We start from the raw sequence: 23,135 nt of genomic DNA, 5'->3' as shown, positions 1-23,135 counted from the left end.
GCTTCACCCTCCCCTCACTATTGATGCCTTAACAGCCATAGGATACGAACCGTTCCATTCAGGCTCTCGGCAATGAGAAAAACTAGCCAAATTACAATACTTTTTAAAGCAATCATATTTGAACTCCCATGAAAACTGTTACATGGTTTTGTTGAATCCCGCCTACCTACTTATCCAATCAAAACCATTAGCAGGGGTGAGATATTACTCACCCCAACTTGCTTAGAACCGATCGTGAAAAGTCCGTTTCACCACATCTAATTGTTGTTCTCTCGTCAGTTTGATGAAATTAACGGCATAACCAGAAACACGAATCGTGAGTTGTGGATACAATTCAGGATGATCCATTGCATCCAAAAGCGTGTCTCGATTCAGCACGTTCACATTCATGTGAAAGCCACCATCGTGGAAGTAACCATCTAGCATTCCGACGAGGTTTGTCAGCCGATCGCCCTCAATCTTACCCAACGCTCCTGGTACAATCGAAAAGGTGTTTGATATCCCGTCTTGCGCGTAGGCGTAAGGCAATTTAGCAACCGAAGCTAGAGAGGCGATCGCACCTTTTGTATCCCGTCCGTGCATCGGATTTGCTCCCGGTGCAAATGGTTCACCTGCTTTGCGTCCATCGGGCGTATTACCCGTCTTTTTGCCGTAAACCACGTTGGAAGTAATTGTCAGTACGGATTGCGTTGCAACAGCATTGCGATAGGTTTTGTGCTGCTTCAGCTTGTTCATGAAGCCTTTAACTAAGTTGACGGCAATTTGGTCAACGCGATCGTCATTATTACCGTACTTGGGAAAATCCCCTGCAATTTGATAATCTACTGCTAATCCATGTTCGTCTCGGATGACTTTCACCTTGGCATATTGGATGGCAGAAAGTGCATCTGCTACTACTGAAAGTCCAGCAATCCCACAGGCCATCGTGCGGAAGACATCGCGATCGTGCAATGCCATTTCTAATCGTTCGTAGCAATACTTATCGTGCATACAGTGAATCACATTCAGCGTATTGATGTAGGCTTTGGCCAGCCAGTCCATCATCCGATCGAACTTTTGCATCACCTCGTCATAATCTAAATATTCAGAGGTAATCGGTGCGTAAGCCGGGGCAATTTGTTCGCCAGATTTTTCATCTTTGCCGCCGTTAATCGCATACAGCAAGCATTTCGCCAAGTTCACCCGTGCGCCGAAAAACTGCATTTGTTTGCCGATTCGCATCGCCGAAACACAACAGGCGATCGCATAATCATCTCCCCAATAGGGACGCATCAAATCATCATTTTCATATTGAATCGAACTGGTTTCGATCGAAACTTTAGCACAATAACGTTTGAAGGCGATCGGCAATCGTTCAGACCACAATACAGTCAGGTTTGGCTCTGGTGCAGAACCGAGGTTAAATAGCGTATTGAGAATGCGGAAATTGGTCTTTGTTACCAAGGTTCTACCATCTTCACCCATACCGCCAATACACTCTGTCACCCAAGTCGGATCGCCAGAAAACAACTCGTTGTAGTCAGGTGTTCGCAAAAAGCGGACCATGCGCAATTTCATCACAAAATGGTCGATCAGTTCCTGAAGTTCCGATTCATTCATCGTGCCATTCTTCATGTCGCGCTCAAAATAAATGTCCAGGAAAGTCGAGACTCGCCCGAGAGACATGGCCGCCCCATTCTGCTCTTTAACTGCTGCTAGATAAGCAAAATAGAGCCACTGCACGGCTTCTTTAGCATTAGCGGCCCGACGACCAAGATCAAAGCCGTAGCTTGTCGCCATTTCCTTTAACTCAAACAAAGCTTTAATTTGTTCGTTAATCTCTTCTCGCAGTCGGATGATGTCAACATCGATCGCATCAACTTCCAGCGATTGTAATTGCGTTTTCTTGTCATCAATCAGGCGATCGACCCCATATAATGGAACTCGACGGTAATCGCCAATAATCCGCCCTCGCCCGTAGGCATCCGGCAATCCGGTGATAATACCAGAGTGCCTCGCCAAGCGCATTTCGCGGGTGTAGGCATCAAATACGCCGTCACTGTGGGTTTTACGGTACTTGGTGAAAATCTGCTCAGTGGCTGGTTCGAGTTGATAACCGTAGGCTTTGAGGGAAGCTTGCACCACGCGAATCCCGCCAAACGGCATAATTGCTCGTTTCAAAGGTTGATCTGTCTGCAAGCCTACAATCTGTTCTAAATTGCGATCGATGTAGCCTGGATTGTGAGATGTAATTGTCGAAACGATCGCCGTATCTGCATCCAAAATTCCTTTTTCTCGCTCTTGAGCCATTAAACTGGTTACTTGACTCCAGAGCGTTTGGGTTCTTGTTGTTGCGTCAGCTAGAAACGATTCATTGCCTTCATAGGGCCGATAGTTCTTTTGGATGAAATCACGTACATCAATTTCGTTCATCCAATTGCCTGAATTAAATTCTTGCCATTGCTCAAACATATCGTTCTCTGCCTCCTGGCTTAAGTCAGCGATGAGGATTCAGCTATGAGTCTCAAGACATCAGGCTTCCAGGTTTCCTGGAAGATCTGAAGACAATTTTGGTCACTAGAAGCCTGTTTTTTGTCTCAATTCTATTATACAAACAAAATGCGAAGAACCTGTGAGGAAAACCGTCAGCATGATGAACATTTGCAAGAGACAATGCGTACTCGTGCCGTCGCCGAGATGGAAACCCCACTGTAGGCGATCGCGTCAGTGGTGGTTAGTTCATGCTGTTGAGCTAATCTAGAATTGAGCAACTACAGTACGGAGCGAAGATTATGGGACTATTTGACCAAATTTTAAGCGCGATCGACAATCCTGAGCAACAAGCAAGCCCGAATCAGTTGGGATGAGTGCTGGCTTCTGAACCTTTTGGACTTGGCTTTGATGTCTGAATCTCTGCTTTGACAACATTAGAATCGATCCCCCGTAGAATCTGGAATCCGAGTTTTTTGCAAACTCGCTGCATCCCGGAATTGTCGCAGAGAATTTCAGCCGTAATTCGATCGAGCTTTTCATCCTGTCCCACCTGGATCAGGCGATCGAGTAATTCTGTTCCTAATCCCTGACATTGATAACTATCGCTCACCAACAGCGCAAATTCTGCTTCATTCATGCCGTGCAATTTGCTCAAACGCGCCACAGCTAGAATTTCATGAGTTCCAGTTTCAGGATTTTGGTAATCGGCGACGAGTGCCATTTCGCGATCGTAATCAATAAAGCAGAGGCGAGTCAGTCGTTCGTGAGCAATCCGTTGACTGAGCTTAATTAAATGAAAGTAGCGAAAATAAACGCTTTCCTCAGACAGAGTTTTGTGGAATTGAATCATCAACGGTTCATCTTCTGGACGAATCGGACGAATTGTAATTGAAATACCGTTTTTCATCGTCCACGGAGTTGCATATTGGGTGGGATAAGGACGAATCGCTAATTTTGGCAGTTGGTTTTCATCGATGTCTGACTCATGTAAAATAATGCGAGCGTCGAGGGCTAGCAATTGCTCTGAAGTTGCTAATAGAGGATTGATGTCTATTTCCTTAATCCAACGTTGTTCTACAACCAGTTGACTAAACTGCACCATCAATTGTTCGAGTGCAGGTAAATCAACCGCCTTTCGTCCTCGCACACCATTTAATGCTTTGTAAATCCGGGTTTGCTCCATCATCCGGCGTGCTAAGGTTGTATTCAGAGGCGGTAGGGCGATCGACCGATCTTGGAAAACCTCCACTAATTGTCCGCCAGTTCCAAATAGCAACACTGGGCCAAATTGCGGGTCGAGATTACTACCAATAATCAGTTCATATCCCTCAAGCTCAATCATTGGCTGCACAGTAACGCCTAGAAAATTCTCCTCTCCAGCTAAGGCTTGAACACCAGATTTAATAGCTTGGTAAGCGTTTCGGACTGCGTTTTCGTCCATCAAATTCAACTGCACTCCGCCCACATCTGTTTTATGGGTAATAGTTTTGGAAAACAGTTTGAGAACCACAGGATACCCGATCGCCCTGGCACATTCAACGGCTCGATCTTCGGTAGTCGCAATGCAGGTTTGAACGGTGGGAATCCCATAAGCGGCTAAAATCTGCTTGGATTCCACTTCCGTCAAAATTGTTCGCCCTTCCTGGCGGGCGGCATCAATGATTTGTGCAGCCTGGATACAGGCTGGCAGGATGCCCGCCCCATCAGAAAACTCATAGTTTGTGGAACAGGCATCTTGCCTGTTCTCAAAGCCCGCCCCACCAGAAAACTCATGGTTTGTTGTGGAAAAGGCATCTTGCCTGTTCTTGACAATGGTGCAAGATGTGGGTAAAACCGGAGTTTCATAGAGTTCACGTAGATTGTAGCTCGATCGCCACAGATAGCTAAATACCTGCACCGCTGCATCGGGATAGGGATAGGTGGGAATTCCAGCTTGATTTAGCAGTAACTCGCCCTGTGACACCTCACTTCCGCCCATCCAACTGGCAAGAATTGGCTTACCAGGCAGTTTAGCGTAGGGTTTGAGCTGTTGGGCTGTTTGACTGGGATCGGTCATTGCTTGGGGCGTGAGAATGACTAGCAGTCCATTGCTGTTAGGATCGTTGGCTGCAATTTCCAGAGTTTTAGCGTAGCGGTTGGGATCGGCATCTCCTAAAATATCGATCGGATTGTGATGGCTCCAGTGAGGAGGTAGAATCGCATTCAGAGAGGCGATCGCATCAGCCGATAATTCTGTCAATTCGCCCCCAGTAGCAATCAGCGCATCTGTTGCTAATACGCCGGGGCCTCCAGCATTGGTGATAATAGTAAGATGAGGGCCTTTAGGACGAGGCTGTTTTGCTAGCACTTCTGCCATATCGAATAAATCCGCGATCGTGTTTACCCGCAACACGCCGCAGCGCCGGAAAGCAGCATCAAGCACTGCATCGCTGCCAGTTAAAGATCCCGTGTGGGAAGCCGCAGCTTTTGAAGCAGCTTCAGTGCGACCCGCTTTCAACACAATAATCGGCTTAGTTAATGCTACCTCGCGGGCAGCAGACAGAAACGATCGCGCATCGCCGATCGATTCCATGTAGATGACAATGCTTTCAGTATGTGGATCGTCACCGAGATAATCAATCAAATGCCCCCAATTTACATCCAACATCGAACCCAGAGAAACGAAGGCGCTAAATCCGACATTTTCCCGGTGACTCCAGTCTAAAATTGCTGTACATAACGCCCCACTCTGGCTAATAAAACCAACTTTTCCCGGACGAGCCATACTATTAGCAAAAGTGGCATTCAATCCGGTAATTGGGTTCATCACGCCCAAGCAATTTGGCCCGATCAGCCGCATTTGACTTTCACGAATTTGTGCTAATAACTGTTGCTCTAATTCAATACCTACGGTGCCGATTTCTTTAAATCCAGCCGAAAGGACGATCGCGCCTTTAACTCCAGCCGCAATACATTCGCGAATAATACTTGGAACCGTTGGTGCAGGAGTAGCGATGATAGCTAAATCCACTGGTTCTCCAATCGCTGCCACTGTTGGATAAGCTTTGATACCCAAAACGCTGAATCGTTTCGGGTTAACCGGAAACACCGTACCACCAAACGAATTGGTGATCAGATTCCACAACAGGGTTCTACCAACACTACCAAGTCGCTCTGTGGCTCCAATAACTGCGATCGTTTTGGGTGCAAAAATAGCATTTAATGGACGGTATTCGGAACGCAGAATGTCATAGGCACGTTCGCGCAGAATTTCTTTGGAATCGTTTGCGATGGACATAGATTTTAATTGGGGAGTTAGATTTTATTGTGAACGAATTTGAAGTCGTCTTAAATGCCCGTCTAGCCATTTATCAATTGGGATGACTATTCCCAAGCTACTTATTACAAAGAAAGCCGCCCCAGCCAAAAAATTATTAGAAATGTATGCTAAAGCTAATGATGGTATTCCGAATATAAAGATTATTCCTATAACTAGGATGGGGAATACCCAAACGGAATTAGCTTTGAGATGGGACAACTTCTTGCATTGGGGACATCGGTAACTTCCCAAGGGTGCAGCCCAGTATCGATGCCAAGTTAAGGGAAAAGAATATTGGCAATATGGACAGATTAACTGCCCCTTATAGGCAAGGTTTTTGGGGTGAGAGGTTTGATGGTCGTTTGGTACACTCATGATGGTTCTCCTATAGGTTGGTTCTCATATTTATTCACCAACTAAATGGGATGCGAGCTTTGAACAATTCGCTTTCGTACTTCATCAGCCATCAGTATCAATGGTGGACAGAGAAGCAGCATCAACCATTGCAAGGGAGATAGGGGTGCAGTCGCAAAGATTTTTTGTAAGGGTGGAACATAGATAATCAACAGAATCAGCGCCCACTCAATCACAATGCCTAACCAAATCAAACGATTGCCAAAGAAACCTAAGCGAAAAATTGAGATACGCTCACTGCGGCAGGCGAAAACGTTACCACACTGACAAGCCACAATCGCAGCCAGCATCACAGTGGTTGCTTGATGATAAATTGCCATCTGGGTAGCATTCGCCGAATGTGCCAGAATCGCCGAATTTATCGCCTGCAACTCGGTAATCCCGTAGCCATTTGCCCACCAAACCAACAGAAAACCTGTCATTCCTGCCAAGCCTTCCAGCAACCCTAAAAAGCAATAGGCACGGAGGAGTAAGGACATATCTAGTAAGGGTTTGGACTTCTTGCGGGGGGGTTGCAGCAAGATGCCTGCCTCCGGTTTTTCTGCGCCCAAAGCTAGGGCGGGAAGCATATCTGTGCCCAAATCGATCGCCAGAATTTGCAGAATTACCAAAGCGGGCGGAATTTTTAGAAAGATCATCGCCAGAAAGGGGAGCAGCTCTGGTATGTTGGATGACAGGATATAGGTAATAAACTTACGAATATTCTGATATACAGCTCGTCCCTCCTCGATCGCACTGATGATGGTGGCGAAGTTATCATCAATCAGGACAATATCAGCGGCTTCCCGTGCCACATCTGTGCCACTCATCCCCATGGCAATCCCGATATGGGCGGCTCTCAAGGCTGGAGCATCATTCACTCCATCACCTGTCACTGCTACGATATTACCCATGGCGATGTAAGCCTGAACCAGCCTTAACTTCTGTTCAGGCATCACACGCGCAAAGACTAACCCAGATTTTTGATGCAAGATTTGACGGAGTTGGGCATCTGAGAGATGACCCATTTCTTCGCCCGTAACCACTCTGGCTTTCCCATTCACTAAACCAATTTTACGGGCGATCGCTTCTGCGGTGAGTCCATAATCTCCTGTTACCATGGTTACTTGGATACCCGCTTGATGGCATTTTGCGATCGCATCTGCCACTTCTGCTCTCGGCGGATCGATCATTGCCACTAACCCAACGAAAATCAGATTTTGCTCCAACTCCTGGGCTTCTTGCGGCTCTTGCTCCTCTTTCTGCCGGGTAGCAACTCCCAAAACTCGATAACCTCGACTGGCAAATGTATCATTAGCGGCAGTTACCTCTGCCCGTTGTGCTGCTGATAATTCTTCTATATGCCCATCTCTGAGAATCTGTGAACAGTGTTCCAGTACATCTAATGGCGATCCCTTGGTAAAAATTAGATAGGGAGCCGTGAGCCTTTTCAGATGGGATGATTGGTTGTCTAATTCAAACCCTAAACCTGAATCATCCGCACTTCTTTCTAACACCACACTCATCATCCGTCGGCGCGAATCAAAGGGAATTTCCTGCTTTCTAGGAAGTTGATGCTGTAATTGTTCGAGTTTCAGTCCCTTTTTGATGGCAGTCACCAGGAGAGCGGCTTCTGTAGGATCGCCAATCTCCTGCCACTGACTTGAACCTGCTGGATGGTTGAGACGGGCATTGGAGCAGAGAGCTGATCCTGCAAGTAGCAGCTTAACCTGGGACTCGTGCCGCTGATTCGGAACTCGCACCTCTCCTCCAGTTGGATCGTAGCCGATTCCGGTGACTTCAATCTCAGTTGTGGGAATCCACAGTTGGCGCACCGTCATCTCATTCTTGGTTAGTGTCCCAGTTTTGTCCGTACAGATAACGGTTGTAGCACTCAATGTCTCCACTGCCGAGAGGCGACGCACCAAAGCATTACGCTTTGCCATCCGTTTCACACCAATTGCCAGAGCCAGAGTAACGGTTGGGAGCAATCCTTCTGGAACAAGCGCTACAATAATCCCGATCGCAAAAATGAAGCTTTCCTTGACTCCCATATCCACCAAGAGGTTAGTCAGGAAAAACACCAAAACACCCATCCCGAGGGCGATCCCTGTGATGATATGGACAACTCTGTTAATTTGCACTTCCAGGGTACTGGGTTCTCGCTTCACGGTTGCCGTTAGGTGGGCAACCTGACCAAACTCGGTATGAGTTCCTGTAGCGTAGACGACAGCTAAACCATGCCCTGCGGAAACGGTAGAACCCGCAAAAACGAGATTATTTGCTTCCGAGGCACGTATCTTTTCCGTGACGACAGATTCGGCATTTCTGGCAACTGGAAGCGATTCTCCAGTTAGCACTGAGACATCGACATATAAAGACTGAGCTGAAACCATTCTGGCATCGGCGGAAATGCGATCGCCTTCTTCCAACTCCATCACATCTCCCGGCACCATCTCCCTCACAGCAATCTCACATAATTTCCCATCTCGATAGACTTTAGCTTTGGCGGGCAACATTTTATTGAGGGCTGCTAAGGCTTGTTCCGCCTGAAATTCTTGCCAAAAACTGAAACCAGCATTAATCCAAATTACAGCCCAGATTGCCCAACCGAGTTCAGGTGTACCGGAAATAAAAGCCAGGATACCTGCAACCCAGAGTAAAAGTGCCATGAAATGGGTTAACTGATCCGTGAAGCGGAGAAATAGCGATCGCCGAGCGGGTTCCGGTAGTTCATTAAATCCGTAATGCTTGATTCTGAGTGCTGTTTCTGCTTCGGAAAGTCCCTGTGCCGAAGTTGACAGAGTTTCGTAGAGTTGCTCAGTAGATAGAGTCCAGATAGGAGGATGATTTGCCATAGAGGAGTAACAAGTTGCCTTGCCTCATAATGGGTTTGTAGTTGCACAGTTGACGAGTGGGAACAAGAGCGAGCGATAATTGCAGAGTTTCCAGAAATAGTCGTCTTGCGTAATAGGTTCCACCACTACTTAACTTATAGCAACCGCCACAGCAGTTAGGACATTTTCAGCTAGTAAATTTTAACAATTGGCTGAGAGCCAATTGTCCTAACACGGGCGGTTGCTATAGCTGATTCTCCGCAAACAAACTCTAAAATAGCCTGTAAATTTTTATCACCTTTAATTAATAATTGTTGACATCCCTAATTAGACATTACTAGCTTCCCTTGCTTTAAGTTTACCTAGGACTTACGCAGCAACGCTACTAATAATGTTGCTGGTGCGTTAACAGAGTATAACGCACCCTACGGATAGAGCCTTTGCGTAAGTCATGTTTACCATTAAACCCAATCGCGATTAGATCGCTCATAGTGTTTTCTCCCAATGGTGTTCGACACGACTTGCCAGCCAAAATGGAATTACGATCCCCACAAATTGAGCCACAATCATGCTGATATTCGCTTGTACGACAAAAATATCGATCGGCTCAATCATTTGTTGCCCGATGGGATAGACAGAGACTCCTTGGGGAACTGATAGGGTTTTGAGGAGCAACGATCCAACAATCGTTTCAATACCGACTAACGTCAGTAACATTGCCGCCAAGTTGACTAAAACTCCTAGCTGCAAAATATGAATTGTTTCCTTACGGTTAGGATGTAAGGCCTGCTCCGATCCTGACAATTGTCGCCCAAGAAGAACATAACGAAAGAACCAGTAAATGCTTAAGGCTAAAGCTGTAATTCCCCCAATTACTGATAGCAAACTGATCCCAGACTTGAGATTAAGATTAAGGTTCGGATCGAGCATCGCGAAACCTAAAATCAGTCCAGAAACAATAGTTAAAACAAACTGTATCCAAAAACCACTCCACCCCAACAATCGCAGTAAACTGCCAGATTGCGGCCTCTCTGAAGGATGAGATGTTAATTCCAGGTTGGTAGACATAAGATATTTCCCTCTAAATTTTTGATTTGAACAATAGCAGGAGCATCAAACCGCTAAAATTTTACGCGGCTATAAAACACTCGTTTCACGTTTTCGGCACAGAGGATGTAAAGTCCGACAATTGCTGCCAGTAACAAAAGAAATTCAATCGGCAAGGCTTGAAATCCCAGTAGACTTGCAAGGGGTGTATAAGGCAGGAAGAGCGCGATCCCGGCGATCGCAATCGTTGTTGAAAACAAAGCTCGACTCGGTTTACTGTGAAGAATAGACTGGTGTGTGCGAATGGATAAGACAATGATGGATGCAGAAATCACTGATTCCATAAACCAACCAGTTCTGAATTGCGCTGGATCGGCGTGTAGCACAAGGAGTAAGGCTCCAAAGGTGAGGTAATCAAACACGGAACTGAGTAACCCAAATACCAACATAAAGTTGCGGATAAAGCCCATATTCCAGCGGTGAGGTTGGTTAATCTGTTCCCGATCCACGCGATCGGTTGCGATCGTCAATTCTGGGAAATCAGTGAATAGATTCGTCAGCAAAATCTGACTGGGCAGGAGCGGTAAAAAGGGGATAAATAGAGAAATTCCCGCCATGCTAAACATATTGCCAAAATTGGCGCTAGTTGCCATAAATACATATTTTAAAGTGTTAGCAAATGTAATTCGTCCTTCCTTTATACCTGCCAGGAGGACATTCAAATCCTTTTCCATCAATACAATGTCAGCAGCTTCCTTGGCGACATCGACTGCGCTCTCGACTGAGATCCCGACATCGGCGGCATGAAGTGCAGAGGCATCGTTAATGCCATCTCCCAGATATCCAACTACATTTCCTGCTTTTTTAAGAGCGATAATAATTCGCTCTTTTTGGTTTGGCTCTACCTCAGCAAAAACATTTGTATGTTGTACTCGATGTATCAAAGCTTCATCACTGAGCTTATCTAGTTCAGATCCTGTCAAAATCTTTGGTTCAGGCAATCCTACCTGCTGAATAATACTAATAGCAACCGCCTTGCTATCTCCGGTAATCATCTTCGGGGTGACTCCCATTAATTCCAACTCTTTGAGAGTTTCCGCGATGCCAGCTTTTGGCGGATCGAATAGAGCAAGATAGCCCATAAATGTCATATTCGTTTCATCATCTTTGCTGAATGAATCTCGATTAAAATCGCGAGCAGCCACACCCAAAACTCTAAATCCCTTACTGCCCAATTCTTCAGCCTCTTGGTAGAGTTTCTCTCGCTCATCTACAATATCGATCGTTTTTCCATCAGGAGTTTCAACCTTTGAGCAAACATCCAGAATATTTTTCAGTGCGCCTTTAGTCACAATCAGATGGGTACTTTCTTTTTTGAATAAGATGCTGAGACGTTTGCGGTTAAAATCATAAGGGACTTCATCCAGCTTTTGATAGGCAGAAATATCGAAGGTTTTGTATTCGCGAATCGCTTTATCGATGGGATTCACATAACCCGACTCAGATGCAGCATTCAAATAAGCGTAAAGTAGAACGCGATTCGCCTGCGTCGAGTCTACGCCATCGCTAACGCTTTCTTTCCCATCCACATCAACCGCAGAGTGAATTTTCACCTCTCCTTCCGTTAGCGTCCCCGTCTTATCGGTGCAAAATACATTCATACTGCCAAAGTTTTCGATCGCGGGTAAGTGCTTCACGATTGCCCCCTTTTTCGCCATTTTCTTGGCACCACGAGCCAAGTTAACGCTGACAATTGCAGGCAACAATTGGGGAGTCAAACCAACCGCTAGCGCCAAAGAAAACATAAATGATTCCAGCACTGGGCGATGGAGGAAGACGTTGGCGACAAAAATTAGAACTACCAAAATTAGCGTTACTTCCATCAGAAAGTAGCCAAACTTGCTGAGTCCATGTTCAAATTCTGTTTCGGGAGGTCTGAGTTTCAGGCGTTCCGATACTTTGCCGAATTCAGTTTTTTTTCCGGTATGAACGACGACTGCTTTCGCCGTTCCACTAATTACATTGGTTCCCATATAGAGGTAATTAGTGCGTTTTCCCAGTTCAGTTTCAGCAGGTAATACGCCACTTATCTTGTCAACTGGATAGGTTTCTCCTGTCAGTGCGGCTTCATCCACTGATAGATCTTGCGACTCTAAAACTAGACAGTCGCCCGGAATATTTTTACCTGCACAAAGGACTACAATGTCGCCAGGAACCACTGACTCATTGGGGATTTCTTGAGATTGACCATCTCTCAAAACAGTTGCTTTAACTTGTACTAATGCCAATAATTTATCGACGGCGTTCGAGGCTCCTCGTTCTTGCCAAAATCCTAATAGCCCACTGATGAGTACGATCGTCAAAATGATAATGGCATCTGCAGCATCTTTCAGAAAAATTGATAGCACCGCCGCAAAAATTAGAATCAAGATAATCGGACTCTTGAATTGATTGAGCAAGAGCATTAATGCGCTCGATTTGCGTTTTTGTTTGAGGCTATTTGCGCCGTACTCGCTCAGGCGTTGTTTCGCATCTTGACCGCTTAACCCTGCGATTGTGGAGTGCGTCTCCTGAAGCACTCGATCTGTGGGTAAGCTCCAAAACGGGGAATTTTGTGGATTCATGGGATTTAATTCATCAGTTGATTAATGCGCCGCAGCGATTGAAAATTATTGGAGTAAAGTTAGCGATATTGCATCGTAATTCAATTTAATTTCTCGTCATTCCAACTAATTGGATCTTCTGAAGGTTCTAGGTGTGTTGTGACATTTGTTCCTGGTAGTGCGAGGGCGATCGCCTGTTCGATTATTTCGCAAACATCATGGCCTCTCTGAACTGTCCACGCTCCTGGAACCAATACATGAAACGACACAAAGCTACGGGAGCCAGCAACCCGGGTTCGTAGAGCGTGAAACTGAATCCCTTGAGTTTTATATTCACTCATGATCAGCGCGATCGCCTTTTGTTCATCGTCAGGGATTGCGCCATCAAGTAAACCAAATCCAGTTTCTCCGAGCAGTTTGCATCCAGTCCAAACAATGTTGGCCGCGACGAGTAGGGCAACAATGGGATCTAGCACAAACCAGCCCGTAACGCTAACCAGCCCAATCCCTAGCACCACCCCTACCGATGTCCACACATCTGTGAGCAAGTGATAGGCATCAGCCCGGAGGGTGATGGAGCGGAGCTGTCGGCTAGCCTGGAGCAAAATCCAGGAGACTCCACCATTGATCGCTGTTGCCAAGAGGGCTAACACTAGCCCCAATCCAGCCTGCTCAATCGGCTGGGGATGGAAAAAACGATCCACAGCGGCAACGGCAATGCTTCCGGCAGCTACCAAAATTAAGAATCCTTCCAAGGCACTGGAAAAATATTCTGCTTTGGAATGTCCAAAGGAGTGCTTCTCATCGGGCGGCTTGGCGGCATAAGACAAAGCCCAAAAAGCACCAATCGCTGCCACCAAGTTCACAATTGACTCGAAGGCATCGGACAGCAAACCCACGGAACCCGTCAGGCTATATGCTCCAAACTTCAGCGCAATAGTCATTACGGCGGCACCAATGGATAGAACCGCGTAGGAGCGAGCTGAAGGACGATGATTGACAGATATATTCATACTTTTGACTGTCACGATTTGGGCAAGGAAAGTATCTTTGCTCACCCGAGTAGCACAAAATTTTAAACTGCCCGTTTTTCCTGGCTATTTAGACAGTAATCGCTACAATTAACCACTTGTTTGGTCAGTACGGTTACTGGATGGAGAGCGCACTTAAGATAGGCATTATTGCTAAAATATCGACAGCGATGACACAAAATCTTGTGACGCGATTTGAAGCTGAATAAATGCTTTATACGCTTGGGAATGCCAGGATAAATTGAAGCGACAATCCCGTAGATTATCGCAAGGCTAACGATCGTCAGGAAGGCTCCATTCAATCCAGGGAGAGTTTCAATCCTTCCCCGGGTTGGAGGAAGTGAATTAGATGGCTGATTTGCTATCGATTGTGTTTCCATTTGCCTTCCTTCCTGAACAGAGAATCTCCTTTTATAGCAACCGCCACAGCGGTTAGGACAATTGGCTCTCAGCCCCTTGTTAAAATTTGGTAGCTGAGAATGCCTTAACACGGGCGGCTGCTATATATTGATAGGCGATGACTTCGAGATTTTTTGGAGCTATGATTTACCCTGCTTCGCTTTTTCTAAGAGCCGCCTGAAGTTTTGCCTCATCTTCATGGGATAACGAAGTTCGGAGAACTTTTCCCTCAAATTTGCTCAAATCTTCTAAAACCTTGTCAGGTGTAGACTTTCTCACCAAGACAAAAATGGCAGAGGTTCCCGATTCGAGGGTGTTGCCTAATTCTCGAATGAAGTTATCATCAATGCCGATATCTGTTAATGCACCAGAAATAGCTCCCACTGCTGCACCAAAAAATGCCAGGAGAGGATTAAGGAAGATTAAGCCGATTAACAATCCCCAGAAACCGCCACTTAATGCGCCAGAAGCGACAAGTTCTTGAGTTTGTTTAACCTTGACTTTGCCCTCTTTATTTCTCACCACGATCACTGCATCTTCTAGATCGATCAGATATCCTCGCTCCAGTTTTCTGAGATCGAGCAATACTTCATCTGCCTTAAATTCGTCTGGAAAGCCAATTACAATTAGATCGCTCATATTTTCCTACTTGTTGAAATGAATATTTAGATTGGATTGAAAAAACTTACACAAATACAATCATATTTTATCGCCCTAGAGTTGATAAGATTTTTGTGATTTCAAGATCTAGACTACTAGGCATGAACCATTAGGTATTGACCATTCCCAAAAAATTCTCCATCACAGCTATCGAAATAACAAATAGACCAAATTAAGTACAGCCGCCAAATCCGGCGAAACTTGCCGTAGTTCATGCCATAATCTAAATCTTTGTAAATGGCTTGATTTTCATCAAATTGAATTTGTGATTCGTTAGTAATCTTACTGTTGTGAGCATCAGTCTTGACTTGAAGTCATTTGGATCGAGCAACACAACAGTAAGAGAAGAATCAGGTTCTCTCTGAATCAAAGAATTAAGCCTTAGCTTTTCTGAATGTTGCTAAGTGCTTTTTCAGCTTGTTTGACTACTGGCAACTTAGGGTCATTGGAACTGTTCATTTTGTCGCGATCCGCATCACCCTGTACTTCATTCAATCCTCCCTGAGAGCGCTTCTCAATAGTTTCAAGTGACATCGCTGGAGAATCAATTGCCTTTTGGGCTTTCTGTTCAATCTTGTCTAGTTGTACTGTCCCTTTGGTAGGAATATTTTTGGCCGCTAGTGTTGAGAAGCCGCTGGCAAAAAATAGCATAGTACAGAGTAAGGTAGACAGTAACATCTGGACAGGGCGCAGGTGGGATAGCAATGCAGAAATGTATTTCATGTCAAACTCATCTAAGTTAATAAACAACAACAAAATTCGTAAGTGACTGTAGCAATGGCGATAATTTACACGCTTCTACGAGACATAAAGCTATAGATAAAGATCGCAATGATTGCACCCAAAACCGCGACAAATACTCCAGGAACGCTCAAACCTGGGGCTGATAATTGGAGGGTTCCAGTCTTGATAAAAATGTGCAAAGTACCGCCAATAAATGCACCAATGACACCCAAGAACATGGTTGAAAGCCAGCCACCACCTTGATAACCGGGGACGATGGCTTTTGCGATCGCACCTGCTAGTAAGCCTAAAATTATCCAAGCAATGATACTCATGACTAATTCCTCGATGATGTAGATTGAAATTCAGTGCCCACAGCAGCTTCGACATCTAGTCTGGCGGCGATCGCTTCCAAAGTTGCTTTTTCAGCTTCTTCCATCATCGCCATTGCTAAGAAGGTCATCATCGCTGCATAATCTTCAGCTTTATCCACTCGATGTTCGAGTTTTTTAATTTCATGACTTGCTTTCCAGAACTCAACATTCGACTTCATCTCAGATTCTTTTTCCTCAAATTGAGTTCTGAGTTTGGCTCGGTACTCATCGAATTCTTGCTTCTTAGCATCTAGTTTTATCTTCGCATCATCGAGTCTCGATTGAATCTCTGCTTGAGTTCTTTTCGGTGCAGATTTAATTCTTTCTTTAATCGATTTTGCCCGATTTTCTACCGCTTCTAAATAGTCATGAATTTCTTTGGTGAAATTGTCAATTACAGCACTCATGATATTTCCTCTATTATGTTATAGTCTCAGGATTTTCTGACATTGTTTGTAATTATCAAATATCCATAAAATTAGTTTTGTTTTCGAGCGCATAATCTACTCCCTGAGTGAAAAAATTAAATTTAGGACTTACCTAAAGAAACCCGGTTTCTACAAAAAATTGTGGGTTTAGACGATCGAGGTTGAGGAAGAAACCCGGTTTCTGACGACTTGAGAATAAGTCCTGAAATTGATTTAGTCTTGCGGTACCCAAACGGAAACTGAACCCGCATTGCAGCGGAATTCTGCCCAGCCTTCATCATTTGTTACGATCAGATCTTGGATTTGTTCAGTCAAATCCATGTAGGTTGTGTTGGGGTTACCGACTTCCATCCACTTGGTGCCTGAATCGCCGTTACTGAGGATTACCGCGATTGCCCCAGGATGTTGTTCGTTTCCGAGTCTTGTCCAACCAATCGTATTAGCATGGTCGAAGTAATCGTATTGATCGCTGTAGGCATATTTATGCCGAACTTCCAGGAATTTATCAATTAGCCACTGGTGACTATCCATCCAAATCTCGTACTCACCACCATCTTTACCTTTATCGGTATAGTGTGCCCCATAGTAATCGGCATAGAAAATACAAGGATAACCATCACGCCGCAATAAAATGAGTGCGTAGGCTAATGGTTTAAACCATGCTTCTACGATTGATTCTAGGGATTGTAAGGGTTGGGAATCGTGATTATCAACCAGTGTGACGGCGAGGGTGGGCTGTTGTTGGACTAAAGTATTGTCGAAAATTTGCCGCATATCATAGCTATTGCCTGCTTTGCTGGCTTCGCTAAAGTTGTAGTGTAGTGGGGCATCAAATAGCATGACATCGCCGCCCGTGATTTCGATAAAGTGATGTAGGGCTTCGGTATCAGCTGACCAATATTCACCCACGGCAAACAATCGCCGCTTGGCTTCTTGACGGCAACGCTTTAGCCATTCTGGGAAAAAAGTTGCCTTGACATGTTTAACCGCATCAAATCGAAATCCATCAACGTTTGTCGTATCGACATACCAAACCCCCCACTTGTCCAGCTTCCCACGCACTTCCTCATTCTCAACATCTAAATCGCAACCCATGAGGTAGTCGAAACCACCCTTCTCTAAATCAACTTGCTTGTCAAATTCTTTGCCTTTGAAGAGATAAATGGCATTTTCCCCTTCATTGTGGGCGTTATAATCCACCGCATCAAAGTGCCACCAATGCCATTCTGCGTCAGAATATTTGCCATTGCGACCTGGAAATCTAAAATGTGTCCAGACTTTTACAGGCTGCATCTCCCCAATCGCTTCACCACGATTGTCGGGATTGAGGGGTACGGCTTGGGTTTCTTCTGCTTTATCCGCGCCCATCATGTGATTTATGACAACATCAGCGTAAACCTGGATTCCAGCAGCTTGGGTTGCTGCGATCGCGCTAACATATTCATCTTTAGTACCATACTTAGTCCGGACTGAGCCTTTCTGGTCAAATTCGCCCAAATCGTACATATCGTAAACACCATAGCCAACATCATAACCACCAGCAGTCCCTTTGTAGGCTGGAGGTAGCCACACTGATGTAATTCCTTTATCTGCCAATGCTTGAGCTTTTTCTTTTAGCTCATTCCACAGATTGCCATCTGGTGGAATATACCAGTGGAAAAACTGCATCATTACACCGTTTAGTTCAGCCATGACTTACTCCAAATTTTTGGATGTCTATGAGAGATTATGTCAAGATTTAAAGGCAAAAAAAGACTAAAGAATGATCTTTCCTAAAGTAATAAAGAGTTCCTAGGGCAGCAAACTTTTAATCATTTATCTGAATAGTGGGCGCGAAGCGTACCTTTTGCATCACCGTGACAAATGACGGACTAGTGAACTTTTTTTTTCACTTTATCTTTCATTTCTTCGATAGCATAACTATCTTCTGCCTCTGCCTGTTTTTCCTTCCCCTCTTCCTGAGTGTTGAGATTGTCAGTCAGATAGCCTACGGCTTCTTGAACTGTACCTTCAATATTGTTGACAGTTGCCTTAACTTTATTTGTGATATCTTCCATAATGGAAGTAACTTCTGGCTCTGCCTGTTGTTCATTCCCCTCTGTCTGAGCTTTGGGATTGTCAGTCAGAGTGCCTACTGCTTCTCGATCTTTACTTTCGATATTGTTGACAGTTGCCTTGGCTTTATTTGTGATATCTTCGCTAGTGGAAGTAACTTCTGGCTCTGCCTGTTGTTCCTCGCACTCTATCTGAGCTTTGGGATTGTCAGTTAGATGTGCTAGTACTTCTTGAGCTTTACTTTCGATATTTTTGGTAGCTGCCCTGACTTGATCTTTCAAATCTTCGATAGCGAAACTAACTTCTGCCTCTGCCTGTTTTTCTTTGCCCTCTGCCTGAGCTTTGGGATTGTCAGTCAGATTGCCTACTGCTTCTTGAACTTTACCTTCGATATTTTTGGCAGTTGCCTTGGCTTTATTCTTTAAACTCATAATGCGATCCTTATTTAATTTGTTTAATTTGAGAATTGGTTACCTGAGTCCAGTTAACAAATCTGCTTCTGGTGTTACTGTTACAGACGGTTGTTTTATTTACTGAATGAATTGATTAAACTTGAATGAATTGATTAAGTACGATACAAAATGTAACGGGCGATGCAGGAGTTAAGCTCCATCGACTTTACCCGTCAGACTCTCATGAAGCTTGTTCTCATAATTGGGATATTGTATCGATCTTATTTTTGGGTTAACTCGAACTGAGATCTGGCACGCCTTTCAATAACTGCTTTGGTGGGCAGTCCCCACCAACGTAATAATAAGCTTTTTGCCTTATATTGGGGACTGCCCACCCTACATAAAACTAATCCCGATCGGAGACGGCAAATCCTTCTAGTCAATAGCAGGCATGACCACCTTTTTGGCTAAACCTAGTTTCTTCAAGATGAAAATTGCCCACCAAGTGGTATCAATTTGCCACCATTTCAATCCGGCTTTGGCAACATTTGGGTGAGCGTGGTGATTATTGTGCCAACCTTCTCCATAGGTAATAATGGCTGCCCACCAGAGGTTACCGGAGTTATCTTGGGTGTTGAAGATACGGTAGCCTGTGATGTGGGTAGCAGAATTAATAAACCAGGTGCTGTGCCAAACCAAGACTGATCTGACAAACACACCGTAGATGACAAATGACCAGCCTCCGAGCAAGTATAGCAAGACTCCTAGGGGTAGTTGGAGTAGCAAAAAGTAACGGTTTAACCAGCGATAGAATGGCTGTTTATCCAAATCTGGAGCAGATTTTTTATAGATATCGTAGTTAAAAAATTCTGGGCGGTCATATAATAGCCAGAGTACATGACTCCACCAAAAACCTCGTTTGGCAGAGTAAGGATCTTTGTCGATATCTTCAGTATAAGCATGGTGCATCCGGTGTCCAGCTACCCAAAAAATAGGTCCACCTTGTAACGCAAGAACTCCAATAATTGCGATCGCATACTCCAGTCCCCTCGGTAACTGGAAACTACGGTGAGTCAAGAGGCGATGATACCCAAGACAAATACCAATGCTGCCTAACAACCAATGGAGAAATATCGCCACCCCCAAAGCAGACCAGGAAAAGAACCACGGAGCCAGAAGAGCTACAGCATGAACTGTGCTGAAAAATGCTACAGCCGTCCAATTTAGTACCAGTGGTTGCCCACTTTTAGGGGAAATTTCAATAGAATGAGAAGTCATGCAAGTCCTCGTTGTCAACAATGTAAATAGTACCATTATCAGTAGCAACATCCGATGTCGCGACTGTGGCACTATCATGACAGACGAAGGTTTTAATTTGAGTAGATTCAAAGGGTTGACTAATGTAAGTTTGTCTAAATTGTGTGAAAATCTTACAATTAGTCACAAAATGTTTAGTTTATTACCTTTAAAACTACAACCATTCCCGATCTTCCAGTTCCTTTTGAGGTAACAGCAATGTTGCTTCAATCTCTTGCCGGATTGCCCTTGTAATTTCGCAGTTACTATTTAAACAATCAATCAAGAGTTGATTGGCATCATAGTAGCGCTGTAGCACTTGCTGTTGCTCAGGGCTAAACTGCCAGGGATGTTGAATATTTTGATATTTGGCGATTGTGCCCCTCACCTTTTCCACCCAGGCAGAATAGTTTTCCTGCCACCAATCCTCAAGCCTTTCCCGGTTTTGACTCGGAGATGGTAATTGATCTCTCAATTGTTGGAGAGACTTATAAAATCCAGCATCCAGAATCATCACCAGAATGTTGTTGAGTGCCTCACTACAGGCATTGACGTATGCAAAATCTTGACTGTGGTCTATGGCAAACTCTAGCAACAATTTCTCCAACGCCGCATCTAAAAACATCCCTTGATCCAGCGTGCTGGCTAATGCAAAGCGATCTGCCAAATGAGGGGTTTGAGCAAGAGCGAGGTAAAACGCTCGTGCGGTAACCATTTTGCTTTCGTCTGGGATTTGCTGGGATTTTTGGCTAGCCCACATTAAAAATTCTTGGAGATAGGGATCTTGAGCGACTAAGGTATCAATTTGTTGCTTCATCAACTGTACTAGCGAATCAGCACTGCGCAACATAGAAGCCGTTAACAAGAAGACTTCGTGCCAATGGGGATCGGTGATATGACTAACCAAGCCTCCCAGTGCTTGCTCTAATCCTCCCAGATTATGGCTAGCAACAATTTTTCGAGCCGTGAAGTATTCTTGAAATACCAGATAAGAAAACGAAAAGATGCCTCGCGCCCGTTCGATGATGAAGCCATGCTGTGCCTCGATTGCTTTGAGCATAGCTTCGCTTTCGAGTTGAAGTTCCTCTGGTTCGATGGTGGCACCGGGCAAATTCTGCAAATAGTCCCCAATGTATTGTTCAATGATCCGTTGCTCAAAAAAATACTGCCCCTGTTCAAAGGTGACAGCCGCCAACTGACTCAGGAGCCTTAGTTTTTGGGGCAATAAAAACCCTCGATATATATCATCGCGTTCGACTCCTTTGGCTTCATCCCATTTACCTAGTAGCAAATCCAGTCCTTGTTTATAAAAGTCAGTCCGCTTAGTCGGAAATTTGCCTTGGCCTTGAAATACCCAGCAGGCGAGATGGAGAAACAAAGGTGTAACTACCAGTTGGCGAAACTGCCAGTTTTCGGGCAAGTCTAATTTTTGAATAAACTGAGCAGACTGATTTTGCCCGGATTGAGTAGTTGTTTTAGTTAGTACTACAAACCACTTTTGGGCGAAGGCAGTAATTTGGGCTTGGGTAAAGGGGGCAATTTCGACATCGGTGAAGCCTCGCAGTTGGAGTTTATTGGCGGCGGTGCGACAGGTTGCTACAAATTGATTTCGATGATATTTTTCTGAGAATTTGCGAATTTCTCTGAGTACTGTTGTAATGTCTTGGTTCAGTACTTCATCCATCCCATCCAACAAGAGTAAGATTCGCCCCGCTTGGAGCAAAGTTTCAAGTGTAGAGGGGTTGGAAATTCCAGAGGTGAGAAATGCCTCACGGATGTGACTGAAAAGACTAAATTCACTATCGCGTCTGGATTCTTCGGCAAACTCTCTCAATGAGATAAAAATAGGTACTTGATTCTGGGCAAATTCACCCCGATTACACTGAATCGCCAAATGCTGCAAAAAGGTGGTTTTGCCAACTCCTGGTTTACCCAAAACTCTCAGCTTTGAGTAAGTTTCAACCGCCTCTATTCCTGGTATTTGTTTCTGTTCAACCGATCCCAAGCCAACGCGATCGAATTCGTCTGGTCCTAAGTTTTGCAGATCCGCAATTTCAAACCACTGTTGACTGGCAATTTCCTCCAAAATATTGACATCCACATAAATGTCATCAATCATGACTGGATGGTTAATATCGAGTAATTGTAAGATACCGCACTGGTTTTGAATGGTGTCGTGATGTTGTACTCGCACCTGTTGCACCAAACCATCGATATTTAGAGGAGTAGTTTTCGTCATCTCTCCGGGTTCAGGAAATTCCGCAGGCGGATTAAGCAAAATTTCTCGCCAATCTAAATCCAGTATCGAACAAATTTCCATAAAAATCTGGCGATCGACGGGTTGCCCGGTGAAAAATCGCCAAATCGGTTGACGAGTCTTTAAGTTTACTTCCCCTGCCAGATTTTCTTGCGTCCACCCCTTGAGGGCAAAGGCTCGTTTAGCTTGTTGAATTCCCACAGGAGATGCTTGGAGGGATCGCTTAACCATATAAAACAGCGTATCTGAAGGGATACGAATAGTTTTTATTGTGGGCGATTAAACCGAGATCTTCCACTAATGTCATTAGTCCTCTAAAAGCTCGGTTTTTGGTGATGATATTAACGGAAAATCAAGGATTATCGTGTTTTCTTAAGCATGGTGGAAGTTATGAGCGGAGATATATAGCAAAAGTCAAAAGGGACTTCGTCCCGCTTCGCTAACAAAAGTCAAAAGTCAAAGGATTGCTGTGAATGAGTTTTGGCGTTTTTGGATGCCTTAACCGCCTTAGCGACTGCTATAATAGGGGTTTTCTGTTACTATAACGCTCTTGTGTTACTTTCGCCAGAGAATATTCTAAAATCTTTGTTATAGATAGCAATTTTCAATGGGTTGTCAAAAGTTATTCGGGCAAGATGCCCGCACTACAAGGGTTCTGGCTGGGATTTATTTACGACTTATTTAGGATTGCTATATATAGGACTTACGGAACAACACTACTGGTAGTGTTGCTGGTGCGGATTGGGAGTATCCCGTTTTAGCAAAGATACTTGTTTGTTGCCATAATTTTCACCCCCCCAACCCCCCTTGTTAAAGCCAGGGCTGTTTCATTCTCAAATTTTACGACAGATTGAAATCTGTCGCTACACA

16 protein-coding genes are annotated in these 23,135 nt (G+C 44.7%); all 16 read right to left on the bottom strand.

Translation table 11 applies throughout. The features are described from left to right. Positions 1-222: 222 nt before the first annotated feature. Entirely contained in the window at positions 223-2,451 is a 2,229-nt protein-coding gene (gene pflB, locus NJ959_RS02705; RefSeq protein WP_254010204.1) for a formate C-acetyltransferase, read from the bottom strand. A 382-nt stretch (positions 2,452-2,833) separates the two neighbouring features. Beyond that, the gene (locus NJ959_RS02700; RefSeq protein ID WP_254010203.1) at positions 2,834-5,749 is read right to left on the bottom strand and encodes a bifunctional acetate--CoA ligase family protein/GNAT family N-acetyltransferase; all 2,916 of its coding nucleotides are present in this window, start codon (positions 5,747-5,749) and stop codon (positions 2,834-2,836) included. Positions 5,750-5,773: 24 nt separating this feature from the next. After that, the gene (locus NJ959_RS02695) at positions 5,774-6,145 is read right to left on the bottom strand and encodes a hypothetical protein (protein ID WP_254010202.1); all 372 of its coding nucleotides are present in this window, start codon (positions 6,143-6,145) and stop codon (positions 5,774-5,776) included. A gap of 41 nt (positions 6,146-6,186) precedes the next feature. Further along, positions 6,187-9,021, bottom strand: a complete 2,835-nt coding sequence (locus NJ959_RS02690; protein ID WP_254010201.1) for a cation-translocating P-type ATPase — start codon at positions 9,019-9,021, stop codon at positions 6,187-6,189. Between the two features lie 465 nt (positions 9,022-9,486). Further along, positions 9,487-10,068, bottom strand: coding sequence for a DUF3611 family protein (locus NJ959_RS02685; protein WP_254010200.1), 582 nt, complete (start codon positions 10,066-10,068; stop codon positions 9,487-9,489). 53 nt (positions 10,069-10,121) lie between these two features. Next, on the bottom strand, positions 10,122-12,671 hold the full coding sequence (gene mgtA, locus NJ959_RS02680; protein WP_254010199.1) for a magnesium-translocating P-type ATPase: 2,550 nt from the start codon (positions 12,669-12,671) through the stop codon (positions 10,122-10,124). Positions 12,672-12,751: 80 nt separating this feature from the next. Beyond that, positions 12,752-13,663 (bottom strand): cation diffusion facilitator family transporter, encoded by a 912-nt coding sequence (locus NJ959_RS02675; RefSeq protein WP_256528585.1) that lies wholly within the window; start codon positions 13,661-13,663, stop codon positions 12,752-12,754. A 62-nt stretch (positions 13,664-13,725) separates the two neighbouring features. Then, positions 13,726-14,061 carry a hypothetical protein gene (locus tag NJ959_RS02670; protein ID WP_254010197.1) on the bottom strand — a complete coding sequence of 112 codons (336 nt, stop codon included), beginning with the start codon at positions 14,059-14,061 and terminating at the stop codon, positions 13,726-13,728. A 166-nt stretch (positions 14,062-14,227) separates the two neighbouring features. After that, positions 14,228-14,719, bottom strand: a complete 492-nt coding sequence (locus NJ959_RS02665; protein ID WP_254010196.1) for a DUF1269 domain-containing protein — start codon at positions 14,717-14,719, stop codon at positions 14,228-14,230. A 402-nt stretch (positions 14,720-15,121) separates the two neighbouring features. Further along, positions 15,122-15,463: a low temperature-induced protein gene (locus NJ959_RS02660; protein ID WP_254010195.1), complete on the bottom strand. Its 342-nt coding sequence runs from the start codon at positions 15,461-15,463 to the stop codon at positions 15,122-15,124. Positions 15,464-15,528: 65 nt separating this feature from the next. After that, positions 15,529-15,798: a GlsB/YeaQ/YmgE family stress response membrane protein gene (locus NJ959_RS02655; RefSeq protein WP_254010194.1), complete on the bottom strand. Its 270-nt coding sequence runs from the start codon at positions 15,796-15,798 to the stop codon at positions 15,529-15,531. Between the two features lie 2 nt (positions 15,799-15,800). Next, entirely contained in the window at positions 15,801-16,244 is a 444-nt protein-coding gene (locus NJ959_RS02650) for a hypothetical protein (protein WP_254010193.1), read from the bottom strand. A 234-nt stretch (positions 16,245-16,478) separates the two neighbouring features. Beyond that, on the bottom strand, positions 16,479-17,957 hold the full coding sequence (locus NJ959_RS02645; RefSeq protein WP_254010192.1) for an alpha-amylase: 1,479 nt from the start codon (positions 17,955-17,957) through the stop codon (positions 16,479-16,481). A 179-nt stretch (positions 17,958-18,136) separates the two neighbouring features. After that, entirely contained in the window at positions 18,137-18,751 is a 615-nt protein-coding gene (locus NJ959_RS30405) for a CsbD family protein (RefSeq protein ID WP_309242541.1), read from the bottom strand. A gap of 396 nt (positions 18,752-19,147) precedes the next feature. Continuing rightward, complete coding sequence (locus tag NJ959_RS02635) at positions 19,148-19,990, bottom strand: acyl-CoA desaturase (RefSeq protein WP_254010191.1); 843 nt, start codon at positions 19,988-19,990, stop codon at positions 19,148-19,150. Positions 19,991-20,183: 193 nt separating this feature from the next. Next, the gene (locus NJ959_RS02630; protein ID WP_254010190.1) at positions 20,184-22,496 is read right to left on the bottom strand and encodes an NACHT domain-containing protein; all 2,313 of its coding nucleotides are present in this window, start codon (positions 22,494-22,496) and stop codon (positions 20,184-20,186) included. Positions 22,497-23,135 lie beyond the last annotated feature (639 nt).

Source organism: Limnofasciculus baicalensis BBK-W-15 (assembly GCF_024178385.1).
GTDB classification, from domain to species: Bacteria; Cyanobacteriota; Cyanobacteriia; order Cyanobacteriales; family Coleofasciculaceae; genus Limnofasciculus; species Limnofasciculus baicalensis.
This window is presented reverse-complemented; position numbering and strand designations above follow the sequence as displayed.